Origin of the sequence: Vibrio ruber DSM 16370 (genome assembly GCF_900163965.1) — a bacterium.
Classification (GTDB): domain Bacteria; phylum Pseudomonadota; class Gammaproteobacteria; order Enterobacterales; family Vibrionaceae; genus Vibrio; species Vibrio ruber.
This window is the reverse complement of the sequence record NZ_FULE01000009.1, coordinates 85,184-106,184: the sequence shown is the minus strand read 5'-3', so window position 1 is coordinate 106,184 and position 21,001 is coordinate 85,184. Positions and strand designations below refer to the sequence as shown.

Sequence of the window (21,001 nt, the reverse complement as noted above, 5' to 3'; positions counted from 1 at the left end):
AATATATAATGATGTCATGCGACTAGTATAACCAGATAAAAAAACGCCCGCTAGCGCGGGCGTTTTAAGGATCTTAAATCTGGTTCAGATTAGAAGTCGTAGCGTAGACCTACAACCATATCATCTTCAGTAGCATTATCACCAATTGGGCTACCGGCAAGGTCTACATCATCTTTATCAAGCATATTGATGTTGTAAGACACATAGCTGCGGAAGTTTGGCTGGAAGTAATAAGCAACTTCTAGAGCAAGATAATTAGCGACATCTTTATCTGTTTCACCATAGTTATATGTGGCAATCAGTTTAGTTTTATCGATGGTATAAGAAGCTGCAAGTTCATAACCGTCGTAGTCATCAGCACCGGCTGCATCGAAGTCGATGTGGCTGTACAATGCTGACAGGTATAGGTCATTCAGGGTATAAGCAACTGTGGCAACGATTTGATTGTCATCATTTTGTGCACCGTAACCTAGACCTAGATCAACGCCGATATCTGCCAATGCATAAGTTGCGGACAGGCCGTAACCATCTTGATCATTATTATCAATAGTGTTAGCTGTGTTGTCCTCAACACGGTCAGCAAAACGGTATTCAGCAAAAACATTCAGATTGTCAAATGAACCGGCATATTTTAATTGGTTATCTGCACGATCAAGTACAGTCAGTTTTTTAACTGCGTTGTCACCGTGATATGACATGATATCAGTAAAATCAGACAGCGGAGTCAATACACCGTCTTGCTTACCGTAAGTCACCAAACCGTAGGTACCACCCAGACCGGCGTATGTATAACGATTTTGAACTTCACTGTCTTTATCGTTTTTTACGTTGCCTGCACTATCACCATCATCAGATGTAAATTGGCCTTCGAAATAGCCTAGACCATACAGGTTATCGTTGATTTCTTGTTTGCCTAAGAAACCCAGACGAGTACGAGATTCGTCTGATGCATCACCGTCTTTCAGAGAAAGAATAGCTTCGACACGTCCTTTCATCGTTAGGGATGTGCCGTCTTGATTGTATAGTTCACCAGCGTTCACGCCAGTTGCCACTGCAGCACCTGCCACTGCAAGAGCGATCAGAGTTTTTTTCATCTTGTTAATCCTAAAATTTACTGTCCATAAACGTTGAAGAACATAATCGGTCTGACCTGTTAAGCGAGGCATCGCGACTATCGTCCATCATCTGTAATGCGATACACCCAATGCAACATAAAAACATACGAAACATTGAACTTTTCGCCTTCTTCGTAATCTAGTTGTACATGCAAGACTGAGACAAAGTTAGTAAAATGATATAAATCAACGTGCTGAATGATATTTTATTGAATATAAATAAATATCAAGTATTTGTTTTTAAATGATTTTTATATGGTTCGGCAAAGTTCCATTACTTGAAAAATTTAATCTATATTTATTTTTTTTTACGACTTTTGCTTCATATTTAGAATAATGTTCTGTGGCATGGATCAATTTTTCACAGAGGCGAGTCGGTGCTCTAAATTGGTCGTGTCAAAGATTTCTAAATTGGTGCCTTGAATTTAGATGATTTCACCACCAACTTTGTTTACACTGGCACCATCAATTTGAATGAAAAACTACCTAATCCTTGGGGATTGGGTAGTTTTGTTTTGTCCAAAGATAACTTTGGTTTCGAGGTATAAAATGGAAAAAGTTCCAATGACGGTTCGTGGCGAGCAACTCCTTCGTGAAGAGCTTGACCGACTCCTGAAATTACGGCCAAAGATTTCACAGGCGATTGCTGAAGCTCGTGAACTGGGAGATCTGAAGGAAAATGCAGAGTATCATGCTGCCCGGGAAGAACAGGGAATCTGTGAAGCCCAAATTCGCGATATCGAGTATAAACTGTCCATTGCTCAAGTCATTGATGTCACTAAGCTTGATAATTCCGGCAAAATTATTTTCGGTTCGACGGTGACAGTGATTGATGTGGAAACCGACGAGGAAAAAAGCTACCAGATTGTCGGTGATGATGAAGCTGATATTAAAACTGGACGTATTTCAGTCAGTTCTCCGATTGCGCGGGGGCTGATTGGTAAGATCGAAGGTGATGAAGTCACCATCGTCACCCCGGGCGGTGAAAAAACTTTCGATATCGATAAAGTCGAGTATAAATAAAAAATGGCAAAGGCTATTTATCGATGTTGTTGATAGTCGTAATAAAAAAAGCCGCTAACGCGGCTTTTTTTATTTTCTGGGAATTTCTATTCTTCGTTGTTCTGAAGGACGGTATAACACCAGCACCTTGCCGATGGTTTGGATTTTTTCAGCTCCGGTTTCGCGAATAATTGCGTCAATAATCAGCTGCTTGGTTTCCCGATCTTCTGACACAACTTTGACTTTGATTAATTCGTGATGATCGAGTGCAATTTCGATCTCTGCAAGCACGGCTTCTGTCAGGCCATTTGCGCCCATGAGTACGACGGGTTTCAAATGGTGGGCTAAGCCCTTTAAATGCTGTTTCTGTTTTGTGCTTAGGTTCATGATGCAGCCAATTTAATTTACTATATTAGGGTTGAAAACAACTATTTTAGCGCCATCTATGGAAGATGACCACATCTTCCGCCTTTTGTTTATCTGGTGAAGTGATTTGTATTGGAACAGAAATGAGTAAAAATAAGCATTCTGCGAGCTCAGGCCGATGGCTGAAAGAGCATTTTGATGATAAATATGTAAATGACGCGAAGAAGAAAGGTTATCGTTCTCGTGCTATCTTCAAATTAGAAGAAATCCAAGGGAAAGATAAACTGCTTAAGCCGGGAATGACTGTGGTTGATTTGGGGGCTGCCCCCGGAGGGTGGTCTCAGTATGCTGCAAATATTGTTGGTGATACCGGTCAGGTGATTGCCTGTGACATTTTGCCAATGGATTCGATTGCAGGGGTTGCCTTTCTTCAGGGGGACTTCCGGGAAGAAGGCATTTTAAATGCGTTACTCGATAGAATTTCTCCGAACCTTGTTGATGTTGTGATGTCTGATATGGCACCGAATATGGCCGGAAACTTATCGGTTGATCAACCCAGAGCAATGTATCTGGTCGAATTGGCCCTAGACATGTGTCGACAAGTGCTCGCTGAGAATGGTAGCTTTATTGTCAAAGTTTTTCAGGGAGAAGGCTTTGATCAATACGTGAAAGATGTCCGGTCACTGTTTAAAGTGGTTAAAATAAGAAAACCAGACTCATCGAGAGCACGCTCCCGGGAAGTCTATATTGTAGCAACTGGTTACAAAGGGTAACCATTTACGGGGCTCCGTCGCTGCTGATACGGTAGCGACATACTATAATCTGTAGTACCCTACCTTTAATTACAACTAGTTATCGCGAGGCTTACACCTTGAGTGACATGGCAAAAAATTTAATATTATGGCTGGTTATCGCCGTTGTCTTAATGTCAGTATTTCAGAGCTTTGGCCCTGGAGATAATAGTGGCAGGGCGGTTGACTATACCACTTTCGTGAAAGAAGTGGGGCAGGGTCAGATTCAGGAAGCACAATTCAAAGATAGTGAGATCACTTTTACCCGTCGGGGCAGCAGTACTCGTTATGTAACGTACATGCCAGTGTATGATCAGAAATTGCTCGATGATCTGATTAATCAGAATGTCAAAGTTCAGGGAACGCCTCCTGAAGAACAAAGCCTACTGGGTACGATTTTTATCTCTTGGTTCCCGATGATTCTTCTGATCGGTGTCTGGATCTTCTTTATGCGACAGATGCAGGGCGGTGGTGGTAAAGGTGCCATGTCGTTCGGTAAGAGCAAAGCCCGCATGATGACTGAAGAGCAGATTAAAACCACATTCGGAGATGTTGCCGGCTGTGATGAAGCCAAGGAAGACGTTAAAGAGCTTGTCGACTATCTGCGCGATCCGAGCCGTTTCCAGAAACTCGGCGGAAAAATTCCAACGGGTGTTTTAATGGTTGGTCCTCCGGGGACCGGGAAAACGTTGTTAGCGAAGGCCATTGCCGGAGAAGCAAAGGTCCCGTTTTTCACCATTTCAGGTTCTGATTTTGTGGAAATGTTCGTCGGGGTCGGTGCTTCCCGGGTCAGAGACATGTTTGAGCAGGCCAAAAAGGCTTCCCCTTGTATTATATTCATCGATGAAATCGATGCTGTCGGGCGTCAGCGCGGTGCCGGTGTCGGTGGTGGGCACGATGAACGTGAACAGACATTGAACCAAATGTTGGTTGAAATGGATGGTTTTGAAGGGCATGAAGGTATCATTGTTATTGCTGCGACTAACCGTCCGGATGTTTTAGACCCAGCGTTGTTACGTCCCGGTCGTTTTGACCGTCAGGTTGTGGTTGGATTACCGGATATTCGTGGCCGTGAACAGATCCTGAAAGTTCATATGCGCAAAGTTCCGACTTCCAACGATGTCAATGCCTCGTTGATTGCTCGTGGTACGCCGGGTTTCTCTGGTGCAGATTTGGCGAACTTGGTCAATGAAGCGGCACTGTTCGCAGCCCGGGGAAATAAACGTAATGTGTCGATGGTTGAATTTGAACTGGCAAAAGACAAAATCATGATGGGGGCTGAGCGGCGTTCCATGGTCATGTCAGAAGAAACCAAAGCATCAACGGCCTATCATGAAGCCGGACACGCGATTGTCGGACGCTTAGTACCTGAGCATGACCCGGTTTATAAAGTATCGATCATCCCGCGTGGTCGTGCTTTAGGTGTCACTATGTACTTGCCGGAGCAGGATCGCATCAGTATGTCTCGGCAACATCTGGAGTCGATGATTTCTAGCTTGTATGGTGGACGTCTTGCTGAAGAGTTGATTTATGGTGCAGATAAAGTATCAACCGGGGCGTCAAACGATATTGAGCGTGCGACTGATATTGCACGTAAGATGGTGACCCAATGGGGATTCTCCGAAAAATTGGGGCCATTGCTGTATACCGAAGAAGAGGGTGAAGTTTTTCTGGGACGTAGTGTGACGAAAACGAAGCATATGTCTGACGATACAGCAAAGTTGATCGATGACGAAATTCGGAAGATTATTGACCGAAACTATGAACGAGCGAAAAAAATTCTGCTGGAAAATATGGATATCATGCACTCGATGAAAGATGCATTGATGAAGTATGAAACCATTGATGCCGGTCAGATCGATGATTTGATGGATCGAAAAGCCGAAGTCAGGGAGCCTGCCGGATGGGTTGAACAGGAATTGAGGGCTCAAGAGAAAATGAAGCCAACGGAACAGACAACTGATTCGACACCTGATCAAACTCAAAGTGAAGAGCCGCAGGATAAATCAGATAATGATGATCAAAATGGACGAACAGAGTAACTCGTTTTGTCTGTGAAAAAAGCCCCGGTATAGTCGGGGCTTTTGCTATTATGGGAGTGTTATGGAAATTCGGTCATCCAATAAAACCTTAAATTTGAGTAGCCCTCAGGTGATGGGGATTTTGAATACGACGCCTGACTCTTTTTCTGATGGTGGGCAGTTCACTTCTCCGGAAAAAGCATTAGCCCATGCCGATTCAATGATTGAAGCTGGTGCGACGATTATTGATGTCGGGGGAGAATCTACTCGCCCGGGGGCTGCCGAAGTTACTGTAGCCGAAGAATTGGAACGGGTCGTTCCTGTGGTCGGCGCTATTCGGCAAAAATATCCGGATATATGGATTTCTGTCGATACAAGCAAAGCTGAAGTGATGCAACAGAGCATTGATGCCGGTGCAGATATGATTAATGACATTCGTTCACTTCAGGAGCCTGATGCATTAGCCGTCGTTGCGAAGGCGAATATTCCTGTCTGTTTAATGCACATGCAAGGACAACCCGGAACCATGCAAGAGCGTCCTGAATATCGTGACGTTGTTCAAGATGTTTACACTTTTTTAAATGACAGAATTACCATCTGTGAAGAAGCAGGGATCAGACGAGAAAATATTATTCTTGATCCCGGTTTTGGGTTTGGCAAAACCCTTGAGCATAATTACCATTTATTAGCCAATCTAAATACTTTTCATCAGTTTGGTTTGCCATTGTTGATTGGTCTGTCAAGAAAGACAATGCTGCATAAATTTCTTGGTAAACAGCCCGCTGACTGCATGGTTGCGAGTGTTGTCTGCGCTGCGGTGGCAGCCATGCAAGGCGCACAGATTTTCAGGGTTCATGATGTCGATGAAACCGTTGAAGCGATGAAAATAATCAGTATGATTCAAGCGAATCAATCATAATAAAAGTAGGAATATCGATGTCGAATCACAGACGCTATTTTGGTACCGACGGGGTTCGGGGAAAGGTTGGAGAATTTCCGATTACCCCTGATTTCGTGATGAAACTCGGTTGGGCTGCCGGTCGGGTTTTATCGAAGCAGGGAACCCGTAAGGTGATTATCGGTAAGGATACTCGCATTTCCGGTTATATGTTGGAATCCGCACTGGAAGCCGGGTTGGCAGCCGCCGGTCTCGAAGCCACATTGACTGGCCCTATGCCGACACCGGCAGTGGCTTATCTGACGCAAACCTTTCGTGCTGAAGCCGGGATCGTGATTTCAGCATCCCACAATCCGTATGATGATAACGGTATCAAGTTTTTTTCTTCTGAAGGGACAAAATTGCCTGATGAGGTGGAGCTCGAAATTGAGCAAGAACTGGATAAAGTGATTGAGTGTGTTCCCTCCGCCGAACTAGGCAAAGCCTCTCGCTTAACCGATGCTGCCGGCCGTTATATCGAGTTTTGCAAAAGCACTTTCCCATCCAGATTAAGTTTGTCTGGGTTAAGAATTGTCGTGGATTGCGCACATGGGGCAACATACCATATCGCACCAAGTGTTTTCAGAGAGCTGGGCGCTGATGTGATTGCTATTGGTGTGAATCCAAACGGTTTAAACATTAACGAACAGGTCGGTGCGACTGATATCAGAGCAATCCAGCAGAAAGTGCTGGAAGAAAAGGCAGATATAGGTTTGGCGTTTGATGGTGACGGAGATCGTATCATCATGGTAGACGCACTGGGTCGCAAAGTCGATGGTGATCAAATTGCTTATATTATTGCTCGATATTTGCTGCGCAAAGGGGAGTTGAAAGGCGGTGTTGTCGGTACATTGATGACCAACCTTGGTATGGAAGTTGCGCTGAAGCAGCTGGGAATCCCGTTTGCCCGGGCAGCAGTCGGTGACCGGTATGTTATGGAAAAATTGCTGGAAAAAAACTGGAAAATCGGTGCAGAGAATTCAGGGCATGTGATTTTGCTGGATAAAATGACAACCGGAGATGCCATTGTTGCTGCGCTACAGGTTTTGACTGCCGTTGTTGATAGCGAAATGTCACTGAGTGAATTATCCAGTGGCATGAAGCTCTTCCCACAGGTTCTGGAGAATGTTCGTTTCAGCGGTGACTCTAATCCACTCGATGCAGAAGCCGTAAAACAGTGTGTGGCTGCTGTTGAAGCTGAATTAGGAGATAAAGGACGTGTTCTGCTGAGAAAATCGGGCACCGAACCCTTATTGCGAGTCATGGTCGAAGGTGAAGATGAAGCGCTAGTCCGGGAATCGGCATTAAAAATTGCTGATGTTGTGAAGGCAAACTGTTAAATAATGAAAAAGGAACCCTTGTCTGACGGTTCCTTTTTTTGGGCATTTACATTGGATGAGTGCAGAAAGTACGGACACTGTCCCTTTTTTAACCGCTTAACCATGAATTTGAAAAAAAAGTAATTTATCCTCTTGCCAGTTTTAAATCCTTTCGTTAGTATTGCCCCCACTTCCGATACGGAGGGCGCTAGCCTAGTTCGAGTCGATTGATAAGAACGGCGCTGGCTCAACAATTTGGAACATAGGTGGATATGTTATGTTTACAGTTCTACTTGTGATTTACCTGTTGGCAGCGGTTGCTATCATCGGATTGGTGTTGATTCAACAAGGTAAAGGCGCAGATATGGGAGCCTCATTCGGGGCCGGTGCTTCAAATACAGTATTTGGTGCCGGTGGCTCTGGAAATTTTTTGACCCGAATGACTGCAATTTTTGCAACTGTATTCCTAATTGTTAGTCTGGTATTAGGGAATTTATCAACACATAAAGCGAAGTCGCAATGGGTTGATCCCGCTCAGAACCAAGCGGTTCAAGAGCAAACTCAGGCTGATGATGGTGTTCCTGCTGACGACTCAAACGGCAGTGAAATACCACAGTAAGAAGAATTTGGCCGAGATGGTGAAATTGGTAGACACACTAGCATGAGGTGCTAGCGCCTATGGTGTGAGGGTTCGAGTCCCTCTCTCGGCACCATTATTCTTTACAAACTTGTAAATGAAGATTGAGAGCGTATAATGCTCAGCAAGTCGGACGCGGGGTGGAGCAGTTTGGTAGCTCGTCGGGCTCATAACCCGAAGGTCGTCGGTTCAAATCCGGCCCCCGCAACCAATTATCGATTGGTTGCAAGTTTGGTAGTGAGAGATATATGTTCTCACTATATGTTAAGACATCGTCTTAACATTCAGGGTCCAGCATAGATAAAAACCCCGACTATCGGGGTTTTTTGTTATCTGATTCTTGTGTATGAGTAGTCATGACTATTCATACATCAGAGATTGGTCTGTTTGCTTGGAATTGAAATTGGGCTCATAGCCCTTTTTTTGTTTCTGGAGTCGTTTAAATGACAGGGTTAGAAAAACAACTTTCTGAATTACTTGAGGCACCTGTTGTTGCTGCAGGTTATGAATTAGTCGGATTAGAGTTTGTTCGTGCCGGAGCACACTCGACGCTACGAATTTATATTGATCACGACAATGGTATTACTGTAGATGACTGTGCTGAGGTGAGTCGTCAGGTCAGTGCTGTGCTTGATGTAGAAGATCCTATTTCTGTGGCATATAACCTTGAAGTTTCTTCTCCGGGCGTAGACAGACCTTTGTTTAAATCTGAACACTACGAGCAATTTATTGGTCACGAGGTCAATATTGTTTTGAAAATGGCTGTTGGAAACCGCCGCAAATGGAAAGGTACCATCCAATCGGTTGATGGTGAAACCATTGTGGTTACAGTTGATGGGCAAGAAGAACAATTCGCGCTTAGCAACATTTCAAAAGCTAATCTGATCCCTAAATTTTAAGTCTTAAAGAGGCTGGAAATAATGAGTAAAGAAATTTTAGCGGTAGTTGAGGCGGTTTCAAACGAGAAGGCTGTTCCTCGTGAACGTATTTTTGAAGCGCTTGAAACTGCGTTAGCAACTTCAACTAAGAAGAAATACGACATCGATATTGATGTCCGTGTTGCAATTGATAGAAAAACTGGCGAGTTTGAAACATTCCGCCGCTGGTTGGTGGTAGAAGAAGTTCAAAATCCGACTAAAGAGATTTCAGTTGAAGCTGCTCAATTTGACGATGACTCGATCGAGTTGGGTGACTTTATTGAAGATCAAATCGAATCAGTTAAGTTTGACCGGATCACCACACAGACTGCTAAACAAGTGATTGTCCAGAAAGTTCGGGAAGCGGAACGGGCACAAATTGTTGAGCAATTTATTGATAATGAAGGTGAATTGGTCACCGGTGCGGTGAAGAAAGTTAACCGGGATAGTATTATTCTTGATCTCGGAAATAACGCTGAAGCTGTGATTTTACGTGAAGACCAACTTCCTCGGGAGAATTTCCGTCCGGGCGATCGCGTTCGTGGTTTACTTTATGCAGTCAGACCTGAAGCGCGTGGTTTCCAGCTCTTCATTACTCGCTCTAAGCCTGAAATGCTGGCTGAATTATTCCGTGTTGAAGTTCCTGAAGTTGGTGAAGAGTTAATTGAGCTCAAAGGTGCATCCCGCGATCCGGGCTCCCGAGCTAAAATTGCGGTGAAAACCAATGATAAGCGCATTGACCCTGTCGGGGCATGTGTCGGGATGCGTGGTGCACGGGTTCAGGCCGTTTCCGGCGAATTGGGTGGCGAGCGTATTGATATTGTGCTGTGGGACGATAACCCGGCTCAATTTGTTATTAATGCGATGGCTCCTGCTGATGTCGCTTCTATCATCGTTGATGAAGATGCTCATTCGATGGATATCGCTGTTGAAGCCGACAATTTGGCTCAGGCAATTGGCCGTAGTGGGCAAAATGTTCGTTTGGCTTCTCAGTTAACCGGCTGGGAACTTAATGTGATGACGATTGAAGATCTTCAGAAGAAACATCAGGAAGAATCAACTGAATCAATTGAGTTGTTCATGAAGCATCTGGATATTGAGCAAGATTTTGCTGAATTGTTGGTTGAAGAAGGCTTCTCCACATTGGAAGAAGTTGCCTATGTACCAGTGAATGAGTTGCTTGAGGTTGACGGGTTGGATGAAGACCTTGTTGAGGAATTGCGGACTCGTGCAAAAGATGCACTGACAACTCTTGCTTTGGCTAGAGAAGAATCACTGGATGGAGGTGAGCCAGCTGAAGACTTGCTTAATCTATCCGGTCTTGAGCGTGATATGGCTTATAAACTGGCAGCCAAAGGAGTTACGACTCTCGAAGATTTGGCTGACCAGGGAATTGATGATCTTGAAGGTATCGAAGGACTGACAGAAGAACGCGCTGGAGAATTAATTATGGCTGCGCGTAATATTTGTTGGTTTGGCGAAGACGCGTAATTTTCAGCAAGGGGAGAAAGCGGCATGACAGAACTTACAGTTAAAGCACTGAGTGAAGAGATTGGTACACCAGTTGACCGCTTATTAGAGCAACTTGCTGATGCTGGAATGGCAAAAACGGGAGCGGATAGTGTTTCTGAAGATGAAAAACAGAGACTGTTAACTTTCCTGCGTAAAGAGCACGGTGGCAGCTCTTCAAAGGATGAACCGACTCGTTTAACATTACAGCGAAAAACTCGCAGCACACTGAGTGTGAATGCGGGAGGTGGTAAAAGTAAGAATGTTCAGGTTGAAGTGCGCAAAAAACGTACGTATGTTAAGCGTAGTACAATCGAAGATGAAGCTAAACGTGAGGCAGAAGAAGCCGCTCAACGTGAAGCTGAAGAGAAAGCAAAGTTAGAAGCTGAAAAAGCAAGATTGGAAGCTCAGGCGAAGCGTGAAGCTGAGGAAAAAGCGAAACGGGAAGCTGAAGAGCAGATGAAGCGTGAAGCTGAAGAAAAAGCGAAGCGTGACGAGAAAAACAGTCAGAAAGTTGAACTTTCTGATGAAGAGAAATCCAAGCAAGAGGCAGCGCGACAAGAAGCCGAAGCACTGAAGCGTCGTCAGGAAGAAGAATTGAGACGTAAAGCTGAAGAGGAAAGTCAGCGTCAGCTCGAAAAAGCGCGTGAATTGGCTGAAAAGAATCAAGAGCGTTGGTCTGCTGCAGAAGAGAAAAAAGGTGATATGGAAGACGAATACACAGATTACCATCTAACTACTTCCCGTTATGCCCAAGAGGCAGAAGACGAAGCAGACCGTCGAGATGAAGGTAGTCGTCGCGCAAAAGCGAAGAAAAGAGCTTCTGCTCGCGATGAACAACGCCAAGAACGTGATATGCGTCCTCGCGGTGGAAAAGGTGGACGTAACTCGAACCGAGGCCGAGGAAAGCCTTCATCAATGCAGCAAGGTTTTGATAAAAACGCGACTGTTGCAAAATCCGATGTGGTTATTGGTGAAACAATCATTGTTTCTGAACTGGCTCAGAAAATGTCAGTGAAAGGCACTGAAGTCATCAAAATCATGATGAAAATGGGTGCGATGGCGACAATCAACCAAGTGATTGATCAAGAAACTGCACAGCTTGTTGCCGAAGAAATGGGACATAAAGTGATTCTCCGCAAAGAGAATGAACTGGAAGAAGCGGTTCTTTCTGATCGGGACAGTACCTCTGAAGCCGTTCCTCGTGCACCGGTTGTTACCATTATGGGACACGTTGACCACGGGAAAACTTCAACACTGGATTACATTCGTCGTACACACGTTGCATCCGGGGAAGCGGGTGGTATTACCCAGCATATTGGTGCTTATCATGTTGAAACTGACAATGGCATGATTACTTTCCTCGATACTCCCGGACACGCGGCATTTACGGCAATGCGTGCTCGTGGTGCTCAGGCAACGGATATCGTTGTATTGGTTGTTGCGGCTGATGATGGTGTTATGCCTCAAACAATCGAAGCGATTCAGCACTCAAAGGCAGCGAAAGTACCGCTTATTGTTGCTGTGAACAAGATCGATAAAGAAGATGCCAACCCGGACAACGTCAAGAATGAGCTGGCTCAGTATGACATCATTCCTGAAGAGTGGGGTGGTGAGAATATGTTCGTTCATATCTCTGCCAAACAGGGAACCAACGTGGATGCCTTGTTAGAAGCGATTCTTCTTCAAGCTGAAGTGCTGGAACTGAATGCCGTTGCTGACGGCATGGGATCTGGTGTTGTGGTTGAGTCTCGTCTGGATAAAGGTCGTGGCCCTGTCGCAACAATTTTGGTTCAGTCCGGTACGCTGCGTAAAGGTGATATCCTGCTTTGTGGTCAGGAGTACGGCCGCGTCAGAGCAATGCGTAATGAAGTCGGTGATGAAGTGCAGGAAGCCGGCCCATCTATCCCGGTCGAAGTGCTCGGACTTTCTGGTGTTCCGGCTGCTGGTGATGAAGCGACTGTTGTACGTGATGAACGTAAAGCGCGTGAAGTTGCCAATTATCGTCAGGGTAAATTCCGTGAAGTGAAACTGGCTCGTCAGCAGAAAGCGAAACTAGAGAATATGTTCTCTAATATGACTGCCGGTGAAGTTGCTGAATTGAACATTGTCCTGAAAGCTGATGTTCAAGGTTCGGTTGAAGCGATTAGCGATGCATTGATTAAACTTTCAACTGATGAAGTGAAAGTGAATATTGTTGGCTCCGGTGTCGGTGGTATTACCGAAACTGATGCGACATTGGCGGCAGCATCGAATGCTATCGTCCTGGGCTTTAACGTCCGTGCCGATGCATCCGCTCGCCGCACTATCGAAGCAGAGAACCTTGATCTGCGTTACTACTCCATCATCTATCAATTGATTGATGAAGTGAAACAGGCGATGAGCGGTATGTTAGCGCCTGAATTTAAACAGGAAATTATCGGTCTGGCAGAAGTCCGTGATGTGTTCCGTTCTCCGAAACTGGGCGCTATCGCAGGCTGTATGGTGACTGAAGGACTGATCAAACGGAATAATCCGATTCGCGTGCTGCGTGATAACGTTGTTATTTATGAAGGTGAGCTGGAGTCACTCCGTCGCTTTAAAGATGACGTCGCAGAAGTGAAGAGTGGTTACGAGTGTGGTGTCGGTGTGAAAAACTATAACGACGTTCGTGTTGGTGACCAGATCGAAGTCTTTGAAACAATTGAAATTAAACGTTCAATCGACTAACCGGGGCTGATGGTAAAGTTATACCACACAATCGGTTGTTGAACGGAACGTTGGTTGTTGAATACACCATGGGGGGTTGGCTGGACCATCCCCCCATTCTTTCTATGAGAAAGTTGAAATATGGCAAAAGATTTTAGTCGTACGCAGCGCGTTTCTCAGCAGCTGCAAAAAGAGCTGGCAATGATATTGCAGCGTGAAGTCAGAGATTCCCGTCTTGGTATGGTGACCATTTCTGAGGTAAAAGTTTCCCGGGATTTGGCTTATGCCAAAGTGTATGTTTCCTTCTTATGCGTTGGGGAACAGACGCCGGAAACTTGCCTGAAAGCCTTGAAAGAGCATGAATCTCATATTCGTATGATGTTAGGCAAGCGGATCCGTCTGCGTCTGACTCCTGAAGTCCGTTTTGTTTATGATGATACTTTGGTTGAGGGGATGCGCATGTCGAATCTGGTCAACCAAGCGGTTGATGAAGACAAACGAAAAAGAGATGAATCAGGTTCGGATGAGGAGGCGTAATGGCTCGTCGTCGAAAAGGTCGTCCGGTTGACGGTATCATTTTATTGGATAAACCTACGGGAATTTCATCCAATGATGCACTCCAGAAAGTGAAGCGAATTTTCTTTGCGGAAAAAGCCGGTCATACAGGCGCATTAGATCCTTTAGCGACCGGTATGCTGCCGATTTGTCTGGGAGAAGCAACCAAGTTTTCTCAGTTTCTTCTCGACTCCGATAAAAAATATCGGGTGATTGCAAAGCTCGGTGTGCGTACCAATACATCGGATTCTGATGGCGAAATTGTTGAGACTCGCCCCGTTCAAATCTCCGAATCGTTGCTGATGCAATCGATCGAGAAATTTAAAGGCGAAACCGCTCAGATTCCTTCCATGTTTTCGGCATTAAAGTATCAAGGTCGCCCTTTATACGAATATGCACGAGAAGGTGTTGAAGTTCCGAGAGAGTCGCGGCAGATCACTGTTTATTCCATCGAATTGATCCGCTATGAAGCGGATGAGGTTGAGATGGAGATTCATTGTTCCAAAGGAACCTATATCCGTACTATTGTCGATGATCTCGGTGAAATGTTAGGTTGTGGTGCCCATGTGACGTATTTACGCCGTACGGCTGTTGCACAGTATCCGGCAGAGCGGATGGTGACTATCGACGAGCTTGAAAATATCCTCGAAGCAGCGTGTGAACAGGATGTCGCACCAAGAGTTTTACTCGATCCGCTCCTGTTACCGATGGATTCCGCGGTTCAGTCATTACCCGAAATAAATCTGATACCTGATTTGGCAGAAATGGTCCAGAAAGGTCAGGCTGTTCAGGTTTTCGGGATACCGACAAGCGGTACAGTGCGTTTGACTGCCGGTGAAGAACAACGCTTTATCGGTGTCGGTGAAATCGATGATGACGGCAAAATAGCGCCAAAACGATTAGTCGTTTTTCGTCAATGAAATATAGCCTGTTTTCCGGATGATTTGCTATTGCGGGACTAGGGAATATTCTCTATAATCCCCGCTCCTCGTGTCGGCTGAATCAGAGATTGGCTGACACAAACTAAAACTCAAACTCTTAGGAGAGAAATTATGTCTCTGAATGCAGAAACTAAAGCAGCAATCGTTGCTGATTACGCGCGTGGCGAAGGCGACACTGGTTCACCAGAAGTTCAAGTCGCTCTACTGACAGCTTCAATCAACCATCTTCAAGGTCACTTCAAAGAGCACAAAGGCGATCACCATAGCCGTCGTGGTCTTTTACGCATGGTTTCTCGTCGTCGTAAGCTTCTGGACTACCTGAAAGGTAAAGATCTGGATCGTTACCACGACCTTATCCAACGTCTTGGCCTACGTCGCTAAGATTGGATTTGTACAAAAAAGGGGCGAAAGCCCCTTTTTTAATGGCTAAATTTAGCCAAAGACCGCTTGAGTAGTTTATACTAGCGACCGTTGAAATCAGTTAATTGATTTCAATGTACAGGCTCAAAGCATGACAGTCACCGAAGTCGGCCAAAAGGTCGCGACTATTCAAAGGAGATTGGATTGTTCAGTATCCTTTTACTAGTCGCGATTTGTGATGCCTTGAGTATTGATAACCCATTTCTAGGATAACCTAGACAAAGGAATAATGAATAATGTTTGAAAAACCAGTCGTAAAAACGTTTCAATACGGCAATCACACCGTCACGATTGAAACTGGCGTAATTGCACGTCAGGCAACATCAGCAGTTATGGTCACCATGGACGATACATCAGTATTTGTTTCTGTGGTTGGCAAAAAAGAAGCGGTAGAAGGCCAAGATTTTTTCCCGCTTACTGTGAACTATCAAGAACGTACTTATGCTGCCGGTAAGATTCCTGGCGGATTCTTTAAACGTGAAGGTCGTCCTTCTGAAGGGGAAACGCTGACGGCGCGCCTGATTGACCGCCCGATCCGCCCGCTGTTCCCTGATGGCTTTACCAATGAAGTTCAGATTATTGCCACGGTGATGGCAGTAAACCCTGATGTTCAACCTGATATCCCTAGCCTGATCGGAACCTCTGCCGCACTGGCGATTTCCGGTATTCCATTTAATGGTCCGATTGGCGCGGCTCGTGTGGGCCACATCGATGGTCAGCTTGTTTTGAACCCAAGTGCGAAAGAACTTGGAGAGTCTCGTCTGGATCTGGTTGTTGCGGGTACAGAAAATGCTGTACTGATGGTTGAATCTGAAGCTGATATCCTCTCTGAAGAAGAAATGCTTTCTGCGGTCGTATTCGGTCATGAACAGCAACAGGCTGTGATTCAGGCGATTAACGAATTTGCCGCTGAAGTTGCCACACCTGCATGGTCATGGAGTGCACCTGAAGTGAACTCTAGCCTCAAAGCATTGGTTGCTGAACATGCCGAAGCCCGCTTTGCTGAAGCGTATCAGATCACTGAAAAAATGGCGCGTTATGAGCAAGTCGGTCAAATCAAATCTGAAGTGATTGCTAACTTACTTGCACAAGATGATTCGCTGGACGAAAATGAACTACGCAACATGCTGAGTTCATTAGAGAAACAAGTGGTTCGTGGCCGTATTCTGTCTGGTGCACCACGTATCGATGGCCGTGAAAAAGATATGGTGCGGGCGCTGGATGTACGTACGGGTGTCCTGCCTCGCGTTCATGGTTCATCACTCTTTACCCGTGGTGAAACACAAGCGATCGTTACTGCGACACTGGGAACACAGCGTGATGCTCAGATTATTGATGAGTTAACCGGTGAGAGAAAAGAGCACTTCCTGTTCCACTATAACTTCCCTCCTTACTGTGTCGGTGAAACTGGTTTTGTCGGATCACCGAAGCGTCGTGAAATCGGCCATGGCCGTTTGGCGAAACGCGGGATTCAGGCAGTGATGCCATCGATTGATGAATTCCCTTATACGGTTCGCGTCGTCTCTGAAATTACAGAATCGAATGGTTCTTCTTCAATGGCCTCAGTCTGTGGTTCATCGCTGGCATTAATGGATGCAGGTGTGCCGATTAAAGCTTCCGTTGCCGGGATTGCAATGGGACTGGTCAAAGAGAACGATGATTTTGTGGTTTTATCTGACATTTTGGGTGATGAAGATCATCTCGGTGATATGGACTTTAAAGTTGCCGGTACATCGAATGGTGTAACCGCACTGCAAATGGACATCAAGATCGAAGGTATTACCAAAGAAATCATGCAGATTGCTTTGAATCAGGCAAAAGGCGCTCGTTTGCACATTCTGTCTGTAATGGATAAAGCAATTCACAGTGCGCGTGATGATATTTCTCAGTTTGCGCCACGTATCCATACGATGAAAATCAGTGCCGATAAGATCAAAGATGTGATCGGTAAAGGTGGTGCGGTAATTCGTGCATTGACCGAAGAAACCGGAACTACGATTGAAATCGAAGATGATGGTACGATCAAGATTGCTGCGACAGAAGGCGAAGCGGCTAAACATGCGATTCGTCGTATCGAAGAGTTGACGGCTGAAGTTGAAGTTGGTCGGATCTACACTGGTAAAGTCACTCGTATTGTTGACTTTGGCGCTTTTGTCGCTGTTCTTGGTGGTAAAGAAGGGCTGGTTCATATCTCACAAATCGCAGAGCAGCGCGTCGAGAAAGTGACTGATTACCTGAAAGAAGGCCAAGAAGTTCAGGTAAAAGTGTTGGAGATCGATCGTCAGAACCGTATTCGTCTGAGTATGAAAGAAGCAGTTGCAAAACCTGCTGCTGAAGACGCGCCACAACAAGAACAATCTGACGCAGAATAGAAACGCATCTCAGGATTAGATAATCCGCCGGGTTGCTTTTTTATTGGCAAGCATGATGTTATAAAGGGAGCTGTTTTGCTCCCTTTTTTTATGAGAGCGTTAAGGAGAATAATTTTGGCGAAGTGGTTTCTCACGGTATTGACAGGGCTCGGCTTGCTTTTGAGCGTAGGGTGCTCATCGATTCGGCATCAGCAGGAGTCTGAATGGCTTTATGCCCCGATGGCGCGGCCATTACAACCGACGATTCAACAAGAAGTAAAAATCTTGCGTTTGAGCCAACTGCTACAGCAAAAAGAACTCACCGATGAGATTCGAGCCAAAGTCTTTTTTGAACGTGGTAATAGCTACGACATGCTGGGTTTAAAAAATCTGGCTCGTCTGGACTTCGAACAATCTTTACGTTTTTATCCGTCTCAGCCGGAAGTGTTCAACATGCTTGGCGTCTATTACACGGAAATCAATGATTTCGATTCCGCTTATGAGTCGTTTGATTCAGCATTAGAGCTGGCACCGGAGAGTGTGTATGCCGGCAGGAATCTGGCGATTGCGCTGTATTACGGTGGGCGCCACCGTTTAGCCCGGGATGAAATCGAACAAGCCATGCAACAAGACTCAGCCGATCCTTTTAGTGCTTTATGGCGTTATTTGATCGTGAGTGAAATGGACGCTGAAGCGGCGCGGAAACAATTGATGCAAAGTTATCACGCCCATCAGTCTCAGCCAAAGGAGACTTGGGGATGGTCTCTGGTTGCTATGATGTTGGGTGAAACCGATGATTCAACCGTTTTCAAACAGATCATGCAAGAAACAAGTGATAATACAGTGCTCGCCCACCGCTTAACGGAAGCTTATTTTTATCTCGGCAAGCGTTATCAGATGCAAGCACATTACGCTGAGGCAGTCGCATTATATAAACTTGCAATCTCAATGAACGTTTATGAGTATATTGAACATCGCTATGCTTTTTTAGAACTGGAACGGATATACAATACGATTAAAGACGAGCACTCATCGTCCCATTGATATGTCTTGATTGTAACTGCTTCTCCGGCTGAATTGGCTGTCTGAAGTTGGTTTATGGTGAACAGCCTGCATTGATTTTTGCAGGCTGTTTGTATTTCAGGTTTAGGTTGAATCTATGCAGCGGTCTATTTATTTACAGTATTTTCGCTATGCCGTTCCAACTGTAGCGGCAATGTTAGTTAATGGTTTATATCAGCTCGTTGATGGCATTTTTATCGGTCAGTATCTTGGTGTTGATGGTTTAGCCGGCATTAATATCGCCTGGTCTATGATTGCGGTATTGGTTGGTATCGGCCTGATGGTTGGGGTCGGAACCGGCGCGATTACCTCCATTTATAAAGGGCAAAAGAATTTATCCGCTGCCCGTCAGACGATTAGTACCAGCCTGATCTTATTGATCTTGTTAGCGTGCTTGCTCTCTTTGGGACTGCGATTCTTTATGGCGGATATTCTGATGTGGCAAACGCAGGATCCCGATGTCTTTCAACTGGCGATGGCATACATGCAAGTGGTGGTGTTTACTTCTTGCTTTACCCTCTCTGCGACAGCATTACCGTTTCTGATCAGAAACGATGACAGCCCGGCACTAGCAACGTATCTGATGATCATCGGCGGGGGGCTGAATATTGTTTTTGATTATCTGTTTATCGTGGTCTGGGAGCTGGGGTTGCAGGGGGCGGCAATTGCTACCGCAATATCACAGGGTGTGGTGACCATTGTCGGGCTCAGTTACTTCTTTTCTCCTGCAGCATCTTTACGTTTAAGACGCTCTGATTTGCTGTTTTTCCGTTGGCAGGATATTCGTCAGATTGTTTTGGTCGGTCTTTCAAGCTTTTTCATGTATCTCTATTGGAGCGTCATGGTTGCTTTACATAACAGCCAATTTGCGATCTATGGTGGCACGACTGCTTTGGGAGCGTACACCATTCTGGGCTATGTGGTCACGTTCTATTATTTGACGGTTGAAGGGTTTGCGAACGGGATGCAACCGTTAGTGAGTTTTAACTACGGTGCGAATCAGTTAGCCAATATCAAGAAACTACTGGGCCTGGCAATGGGATTGTCTGTGGCATTCGGTCTGATTGTGACGACGGTTATGAACCTTTATCCGAATGATATTATTGCCATCTTCAACCGAGATAACCCGGAACTGAGCGATTACGCCACCACGGGGATACGCTTACACTTAATTGCTCTGTGCCTGGATGGATTCATCGTGGTTGCATCTTCGTTTTACCAATCGATTCATCGGGGTAAAAAAGCGGTGACTATTTCACTGGGGAATATTCTGATTCAGCCACCATTCTTGTTTTTATTGCCACTTTTACTGCCTCTCGGATGGGGATTAACCGGTGTCTGGCTGGCATTTCCGATCTCGAATATTGTTTTGTCGTTAGTGGTGTCAGTGATTTTATATAAAGACATCAGGCGGTTATTTCATCAACCACCTGATGGGATGAGTTCTGAATCATGACGATGAAGTAACGCCGGTTACTGAGATTCAGCAGTTACGATTTCTAATCCCGCGACGCGGTGCCAATAACCATTACACTGATGGTTATCCAGTGGGTGAGGTCGTGGTGCCGTTTCGTTATCACGAAATGTCTGAATTGTTGTCAGGGTTTGTGCTCCTGTTGGGCTGAGACGAACGACATCGACACTATCAGTCATGCTGGGTAATTCGTTAATCAGGTTATAGCAGTAACCGGACTGCGTCTGAATTCCGTTTAGGTTGAAGACTTCCTGACCTTCCTGACTGTGAACGCGGATACCATTGGGGTAATTGATACAACATGTCTTACATTCATCTTTCGGACGATTTTCAGCACGGGCGGTGAAACAACGGGCGGAGTAGGCAAGCGGGAGATAGCCGTAGCCGAATATTTCAACTTCAAATGTGTTACGAATCCCCAATGTTTCACATTGCTGCAGCACTTGTTGCAGCCACGAATGGGAAAGCTCTACTGGCATACACCACCGGATCATTCCTTGGCGGAGAAAATATTGCAGAGTATGCGCGTTGTAACAGTTGATCGCAGGCCCGACGACAAATGGCACCCGTTGTTCGCTGGCGAGATGAATGGCTGAAACATCGTTAGCCTCAATGATAAAATCACCGTTATCAATGTATTTTTTCATCACGGTTAGCTCACTACGAGACTCAAGCAGTGCCATGGTTGACAACACGATCTGTTTACCTGTCCGGGCAAGCTCCTGTGCGATTGCCAGCCAGTCCTGTGTTTTTAACTCCCGACGTTTAGAGCAAACCGTTTCTCCCAGATAAATAATGTCAGCGCTGGATGTCTGCGCCTGCTGATAGAATTGCTCAACATCAGTTTTGGGCCAGAAATAGAGTAACGGGCCTAATGCATATTTCATCTTGAACTC

At 45.4% G+C, this 21,001-nt stretch carries 18 protein-coding genes and 2 tRNA genes; 17 read left to right on the top strand and 3 right to left on the bottom strand.

Annotated features, from left to right (window positions below; genetic code table 11):
- Positions 1 to 89: 89 nt before the first annotated feature.
- On the bottom strand, positions 90 to 1,094 hold the full coding sequence (locus VR7878_RS02970) for a porin (RefSeq protein WP_077333294.1): 1,005 nt from the start codon (positions 1,092 to 1,094) through the stop codon (positions 90 to 92).
- A 570-nt stretch (positions 1,095 to 1,664) separates the two neighbouring features.
- Between VR7878_RS02970 and greA the strand changes: the two genes are divergently transcribed.
- Complete coding sequence (gene greA / locus VR7878_RS02965; protein ID WP_077333292.1) at positions 1,665 to 2,138, top strand: transcription elongation factor GreA; 474 nt, start codon at positions 1,665 to 1,667, stop codon at positions 2,136 to 2,138.
- 69 nt (positions 2,139 to 2,207) lie between these two features.
- On the opposite strand, the gene yhbY is transcribed toward greA, so the two are convergent.
- On the bottom strand, positions 2,208 to 2,504 hold the full coding sequence (gene yhbY / locus VR7878_RS02960; RefSeq protein WP_021020609.1) for a ribosome assembly RNA-binding protein YhbY: 297 nt from the start codon (positions 2,502 to 2,504) through the stop codon (positions 2,208 to 2,210).
- A gap of 122 nt (positions 2,505 to 2,626) precedes the next feature.
- Between yhbY and rlmE the strand changes: the two genes are divergently transcribed.
- The 16 genes from rlmE (at position 2,627) to VR7878_RS02880 (ending at position 20,087) form a co-directional block, all read left to right on the top strand.
- Entirely contained in the window at positions 2,627 to 3,256 is a 630-nt protein-coding gene (gene rlmE / locus VR7878_RS02955) for a 23S rRNA (uridine(2552)-2'-O)-methyltransferase RlmE (protein WP_077333353.1), read from the top strand.
- Positions 3,257 to 3,354: 98 nt separating this feature from the next.
- A complete protein-coding gene (gene ftsH, locus VR7878_RS02950) occupies positions 3,355 to 5,316 on the top strand; it encodes an ATP-dependent zinc metalloprotease FtsH (protein ID WP_077333290.1) in 1,962 nt (653 codons plus the stop codon).
- Between the two features lie 61 nt (positions 5,317 to 5,377).
- Positions 5,378 to 6,214, top strand: coding sequence for a dihydropteroate synthase (folP, locus tag VR7878_RS02945; RefSeq protein ID WP_077333288.1), 837 nt, complete (start codon positions 5,378 to 5,380; stop codon positions 6,212 to 6,214).
- A 17-nt stretch (positions 6,215 to 6,231) separates the two neighbouring features.
- On the top strand, positions 6,232 to 7,572 hold the full coding sequence (gene glmM / locus VR7878_RS02940) for a phosphoglucosamine mutase (RefSeq protein WP_077333286.1): 1,341 nt from the start codon (positions 6,232 to 6,234) through the stop codon (positions 7,570 to 7,572).
- Between the two features lie 256 nt (positions 7,573 to 7,828).
- The gene (gene secG / locus VR7878_RS02935) at positions 7,829 to 8,170 is read left to right on the top strand and encodes a preprotein translocase subunit SecG (protein WP_077333284.1); all 342 of its coding nucleotides are present in this window, start codon (positions 7,829 to 7,831) and stop codon (positions 8,168 to 8,170) included.
- Between the two features lie 10 nt (positions 8,171 to 8,180).
- A tRNA-Leu gene (locus VR7878_RS02930) sits at positions 8,181 to 8,264 on the top strand.
- A 58-nt stretch (positions 8,265 to 8,322) separates the two neighbouring features.
- Positions 8,323 to 8,399, top strand: a tRNA-Met gene (locus VR7878_RS02925).
- Positions 8,400 to 8,631: 232 nt separating this feature from the next.
- Complete coding sequence (rimP, locus tag VR7878_RS02920; protein WP_077333282.1) at positions 8,632 to 9,087, top strand: ribosome maturation factor RimP; 456 nt, start codon at positions 8,632 to 8,634, stop codon at positions 9,085 to 9,087.
- Between the two features lie 21 nt (positions 9,088 to 9,108).
- Positions 9,109 to 10,596, top strand: coding sequence for a transcription termination factor NusA (nusA, locus tag VR7878_RS02915; RefSeq protein WP_077333280.1), 1,488 nt, complete (start codon positions 9,109 to 9,111; stop codon positions 10,594 to 10,596).
- 24 nt (positions 10,597 to 10,620) lie between these two features.
- The gene (infB, locus tag VR7878_RS02910; RefSeq protein ID WP_077333278.1) at positions 10,621 to 13,323 is read left to right on the top strand and encodes a translation initiation factor IF-2; all 2,703 of its coding nucleotides are present in this window, start codon (positions 10,621 to 10,623) and stop codon (positions 13,321 to 13,323) included.
- A 120-nt stretch (positions 13,324 to 13,443) separates the two neighbouring features.
- Positions 13,444 to 13,839, top strand: a complete 396-nt coding sequence (rbfA, locus tag VR7878_RS02905) for a 30S ribosome-binding factor RbfA (protein WP_077333276.1) — start codon at positions 13,444 to 13,446, stop codon at positions 13,837 to 13,839.
- Complete coding sequence (gene truB, locus VR7878_RS02900) at positions 13,839 to 14,777, top strand: tRNA pseudouridine(55) synthase TruB (RefSeq protein WP_077333274.1); 939 nt, start codon at positions 13,839 to 13,841, stop codon at positions 14,775 to 14,777. Before rbfA ends, truB begins: the two co-directional genes overlap by 1 nt.
- Positions 14,778 to 14,909: 132 nt before the next feature.
- Positions 14,910 to 15,179 (top strand): 30S ribosomal protein S15, encoded by a 270-nt coding sequence (gene rpsO / locus VR7878_RS02895; RefSeq protein ID WP_038178125.1) that lies wholly within the window; start codon positions 14,910 to 14,912, stop codon positions 15,177 to 15,179.
- A 275-nt stretch (positions 15,180 to 15,454) separates the two neighbouring features.
- Entirely contained in the window at positions 15,455 to 17,590 is a 2,136-nt protein-coding gene (gene pnp / locus VR7878_RS02890; protein ID WP_077333272.1) for a polyribonucleotide nucleotidyltransferase, read from the top strand.
- Positions 17,591 to 17,704: 114 nt separating this feature from the next.
- Positions 17,705 to 18,613, top strand: coding sequence for a lipoprotein NlpI (gene nlpI / locus VR7878_RS02885; protein WP_235862837.1), 909 nt, complete (start codon positions 17,705 to 17,707; stop codon positions 18,611 to 18,613).
- Between the two features lie 115 nt (positions 18,614 to 18,728).
- On the top strand, positions 18,729 to 20,087 hold the full coding sequence (locus VR7878_RS02880; protein WP_077333268.1) for an MATE family efflux transporter: 1,359 nt from the start codon (positions 18,729 to 18,731) through the stop codon (positions 20,085 to 20,087).
- 17 nt (positions 20,088 to 20,104) lie between these two features.
- Here the strand turns inward: VR7878_RS02880 and VR7878_RS02875 are convergent, their stop codons facing one another.
- Entirely contained in the window at positions 20,105 to 20,992 is an 888-nt protein-coding gene (locus tag VR7878_RS02875; protein ID WP_077333266.1) for a U32 family peptidase, read from the bottom strand.
- Between the last annotated feature and the right edge of the window lie 9 nt (positions 20,993 to 21,001).

Bases quoted from the DNA above. Each gene is read 5' to 3' on its own strand.
- VR7878_RS02875 (WP_077333266.1), bottom strand. From the start codon at position 20,992: ATGAAATATGCATTAGGCCCGTTACTCTATTTCTGGCCCAAAACTGAT.
- infB (WP_077333278.1), top strand. From the start codon at position 10,621: ATGACAGAACTTACAGTTAAAGCACTGAGTGAAGAGATTGGTACACCA.
- pnp (WP_077333272.1), top strand. From the start codon at position 15,455: ATGTTTGAAAAACCAGTCGTAAAAACGTTTCAATACGGCAATCACACC.
- glmM (WP_077333286.1), top strand. From the start codon at position 6,232: ATGTCGAATCACAGACGCTATTTTGGTACCGACGGGGTTCGGGGAAAG.
- rimP (WP_077333282.1), top strand. From the start codon at position 8,632: ATGACAGGGTTAGAAAAACAACTTTCTGAATTACTTGAGGCACCTGTT.
- rlmE (WP_077333353.1), top strand. From the start codon at position 2,627: ATGAGTAAAAATAAGCATTCTGCGAGCTCAGGCCGATGGCTGAAAGAG.
- rpsO (WP_038178125.1), top strand. From the start codon at position 14,910: ATGTCTCTGAATGCAGAAACTAAAGCAGCAATCGTTGCTGATTACGCG.
- truB (WP_077333274.1), top strand. From the start codon at position 13,839: ATGGCTCGTCGTCGAAAAGGTCGTCCGGTTGACGGTATCATTTTATTG.
- nusA (WP_077333280.1), top strand. From the start codon at position 9,109: ATGAGTAAAGAAATTTTAGCGGTAGTTGAGGCGGTTTCAAACGAGAAG.
- folP (WP_077333288.1), top strand. From the start codon at position 5,378: ATGGAAATTCGGTCATCCAATAAAACCTTAAATTTGAGTAGCCCTCAG.
- greA (WP_077333292.1), top strand. From the start codon at position 1,665: ATGGAAAAAGTTCCAATGACGGTTCGTGGCGAGCAACTCCTTCGTGAA.
- VR7878_RS02970 (WP_077333294.1), bottom strand. From the start codon at position 1,094: ATGAAAAAAACTCTGATCGCTCTTGCAGTGGCAGGTGCTGCAGTGGCA.
- secG (WP_077333284.1), top strand. From the start codon at position 7,829: ATGTTTACAGTTCTACTTGTGATTTACCTGTTGGCAGCGGTTGCTATC.
- rbfA (WP_077333276.1), top strand. From the start codon at position 13,444: ATGGCAAAAGATTTTAGTCGTACGCAGCGCGTTTCTCAGCAGCTGCAA.
- VR7878_RS02880 (WP_077333268.1), top strand. From the start codon at position 18,729: ATGCAGCGGTCTATTTATTTACAGTATTTTCGCTATGCCGTTCCAACT.
- yhbY (WP_021020609.1), bottom strand. From the start codon at position 2,504: ATGAACCTAAGCACAAAACAGAAACAGCATTTAAAGGGCTTAGCCCAC.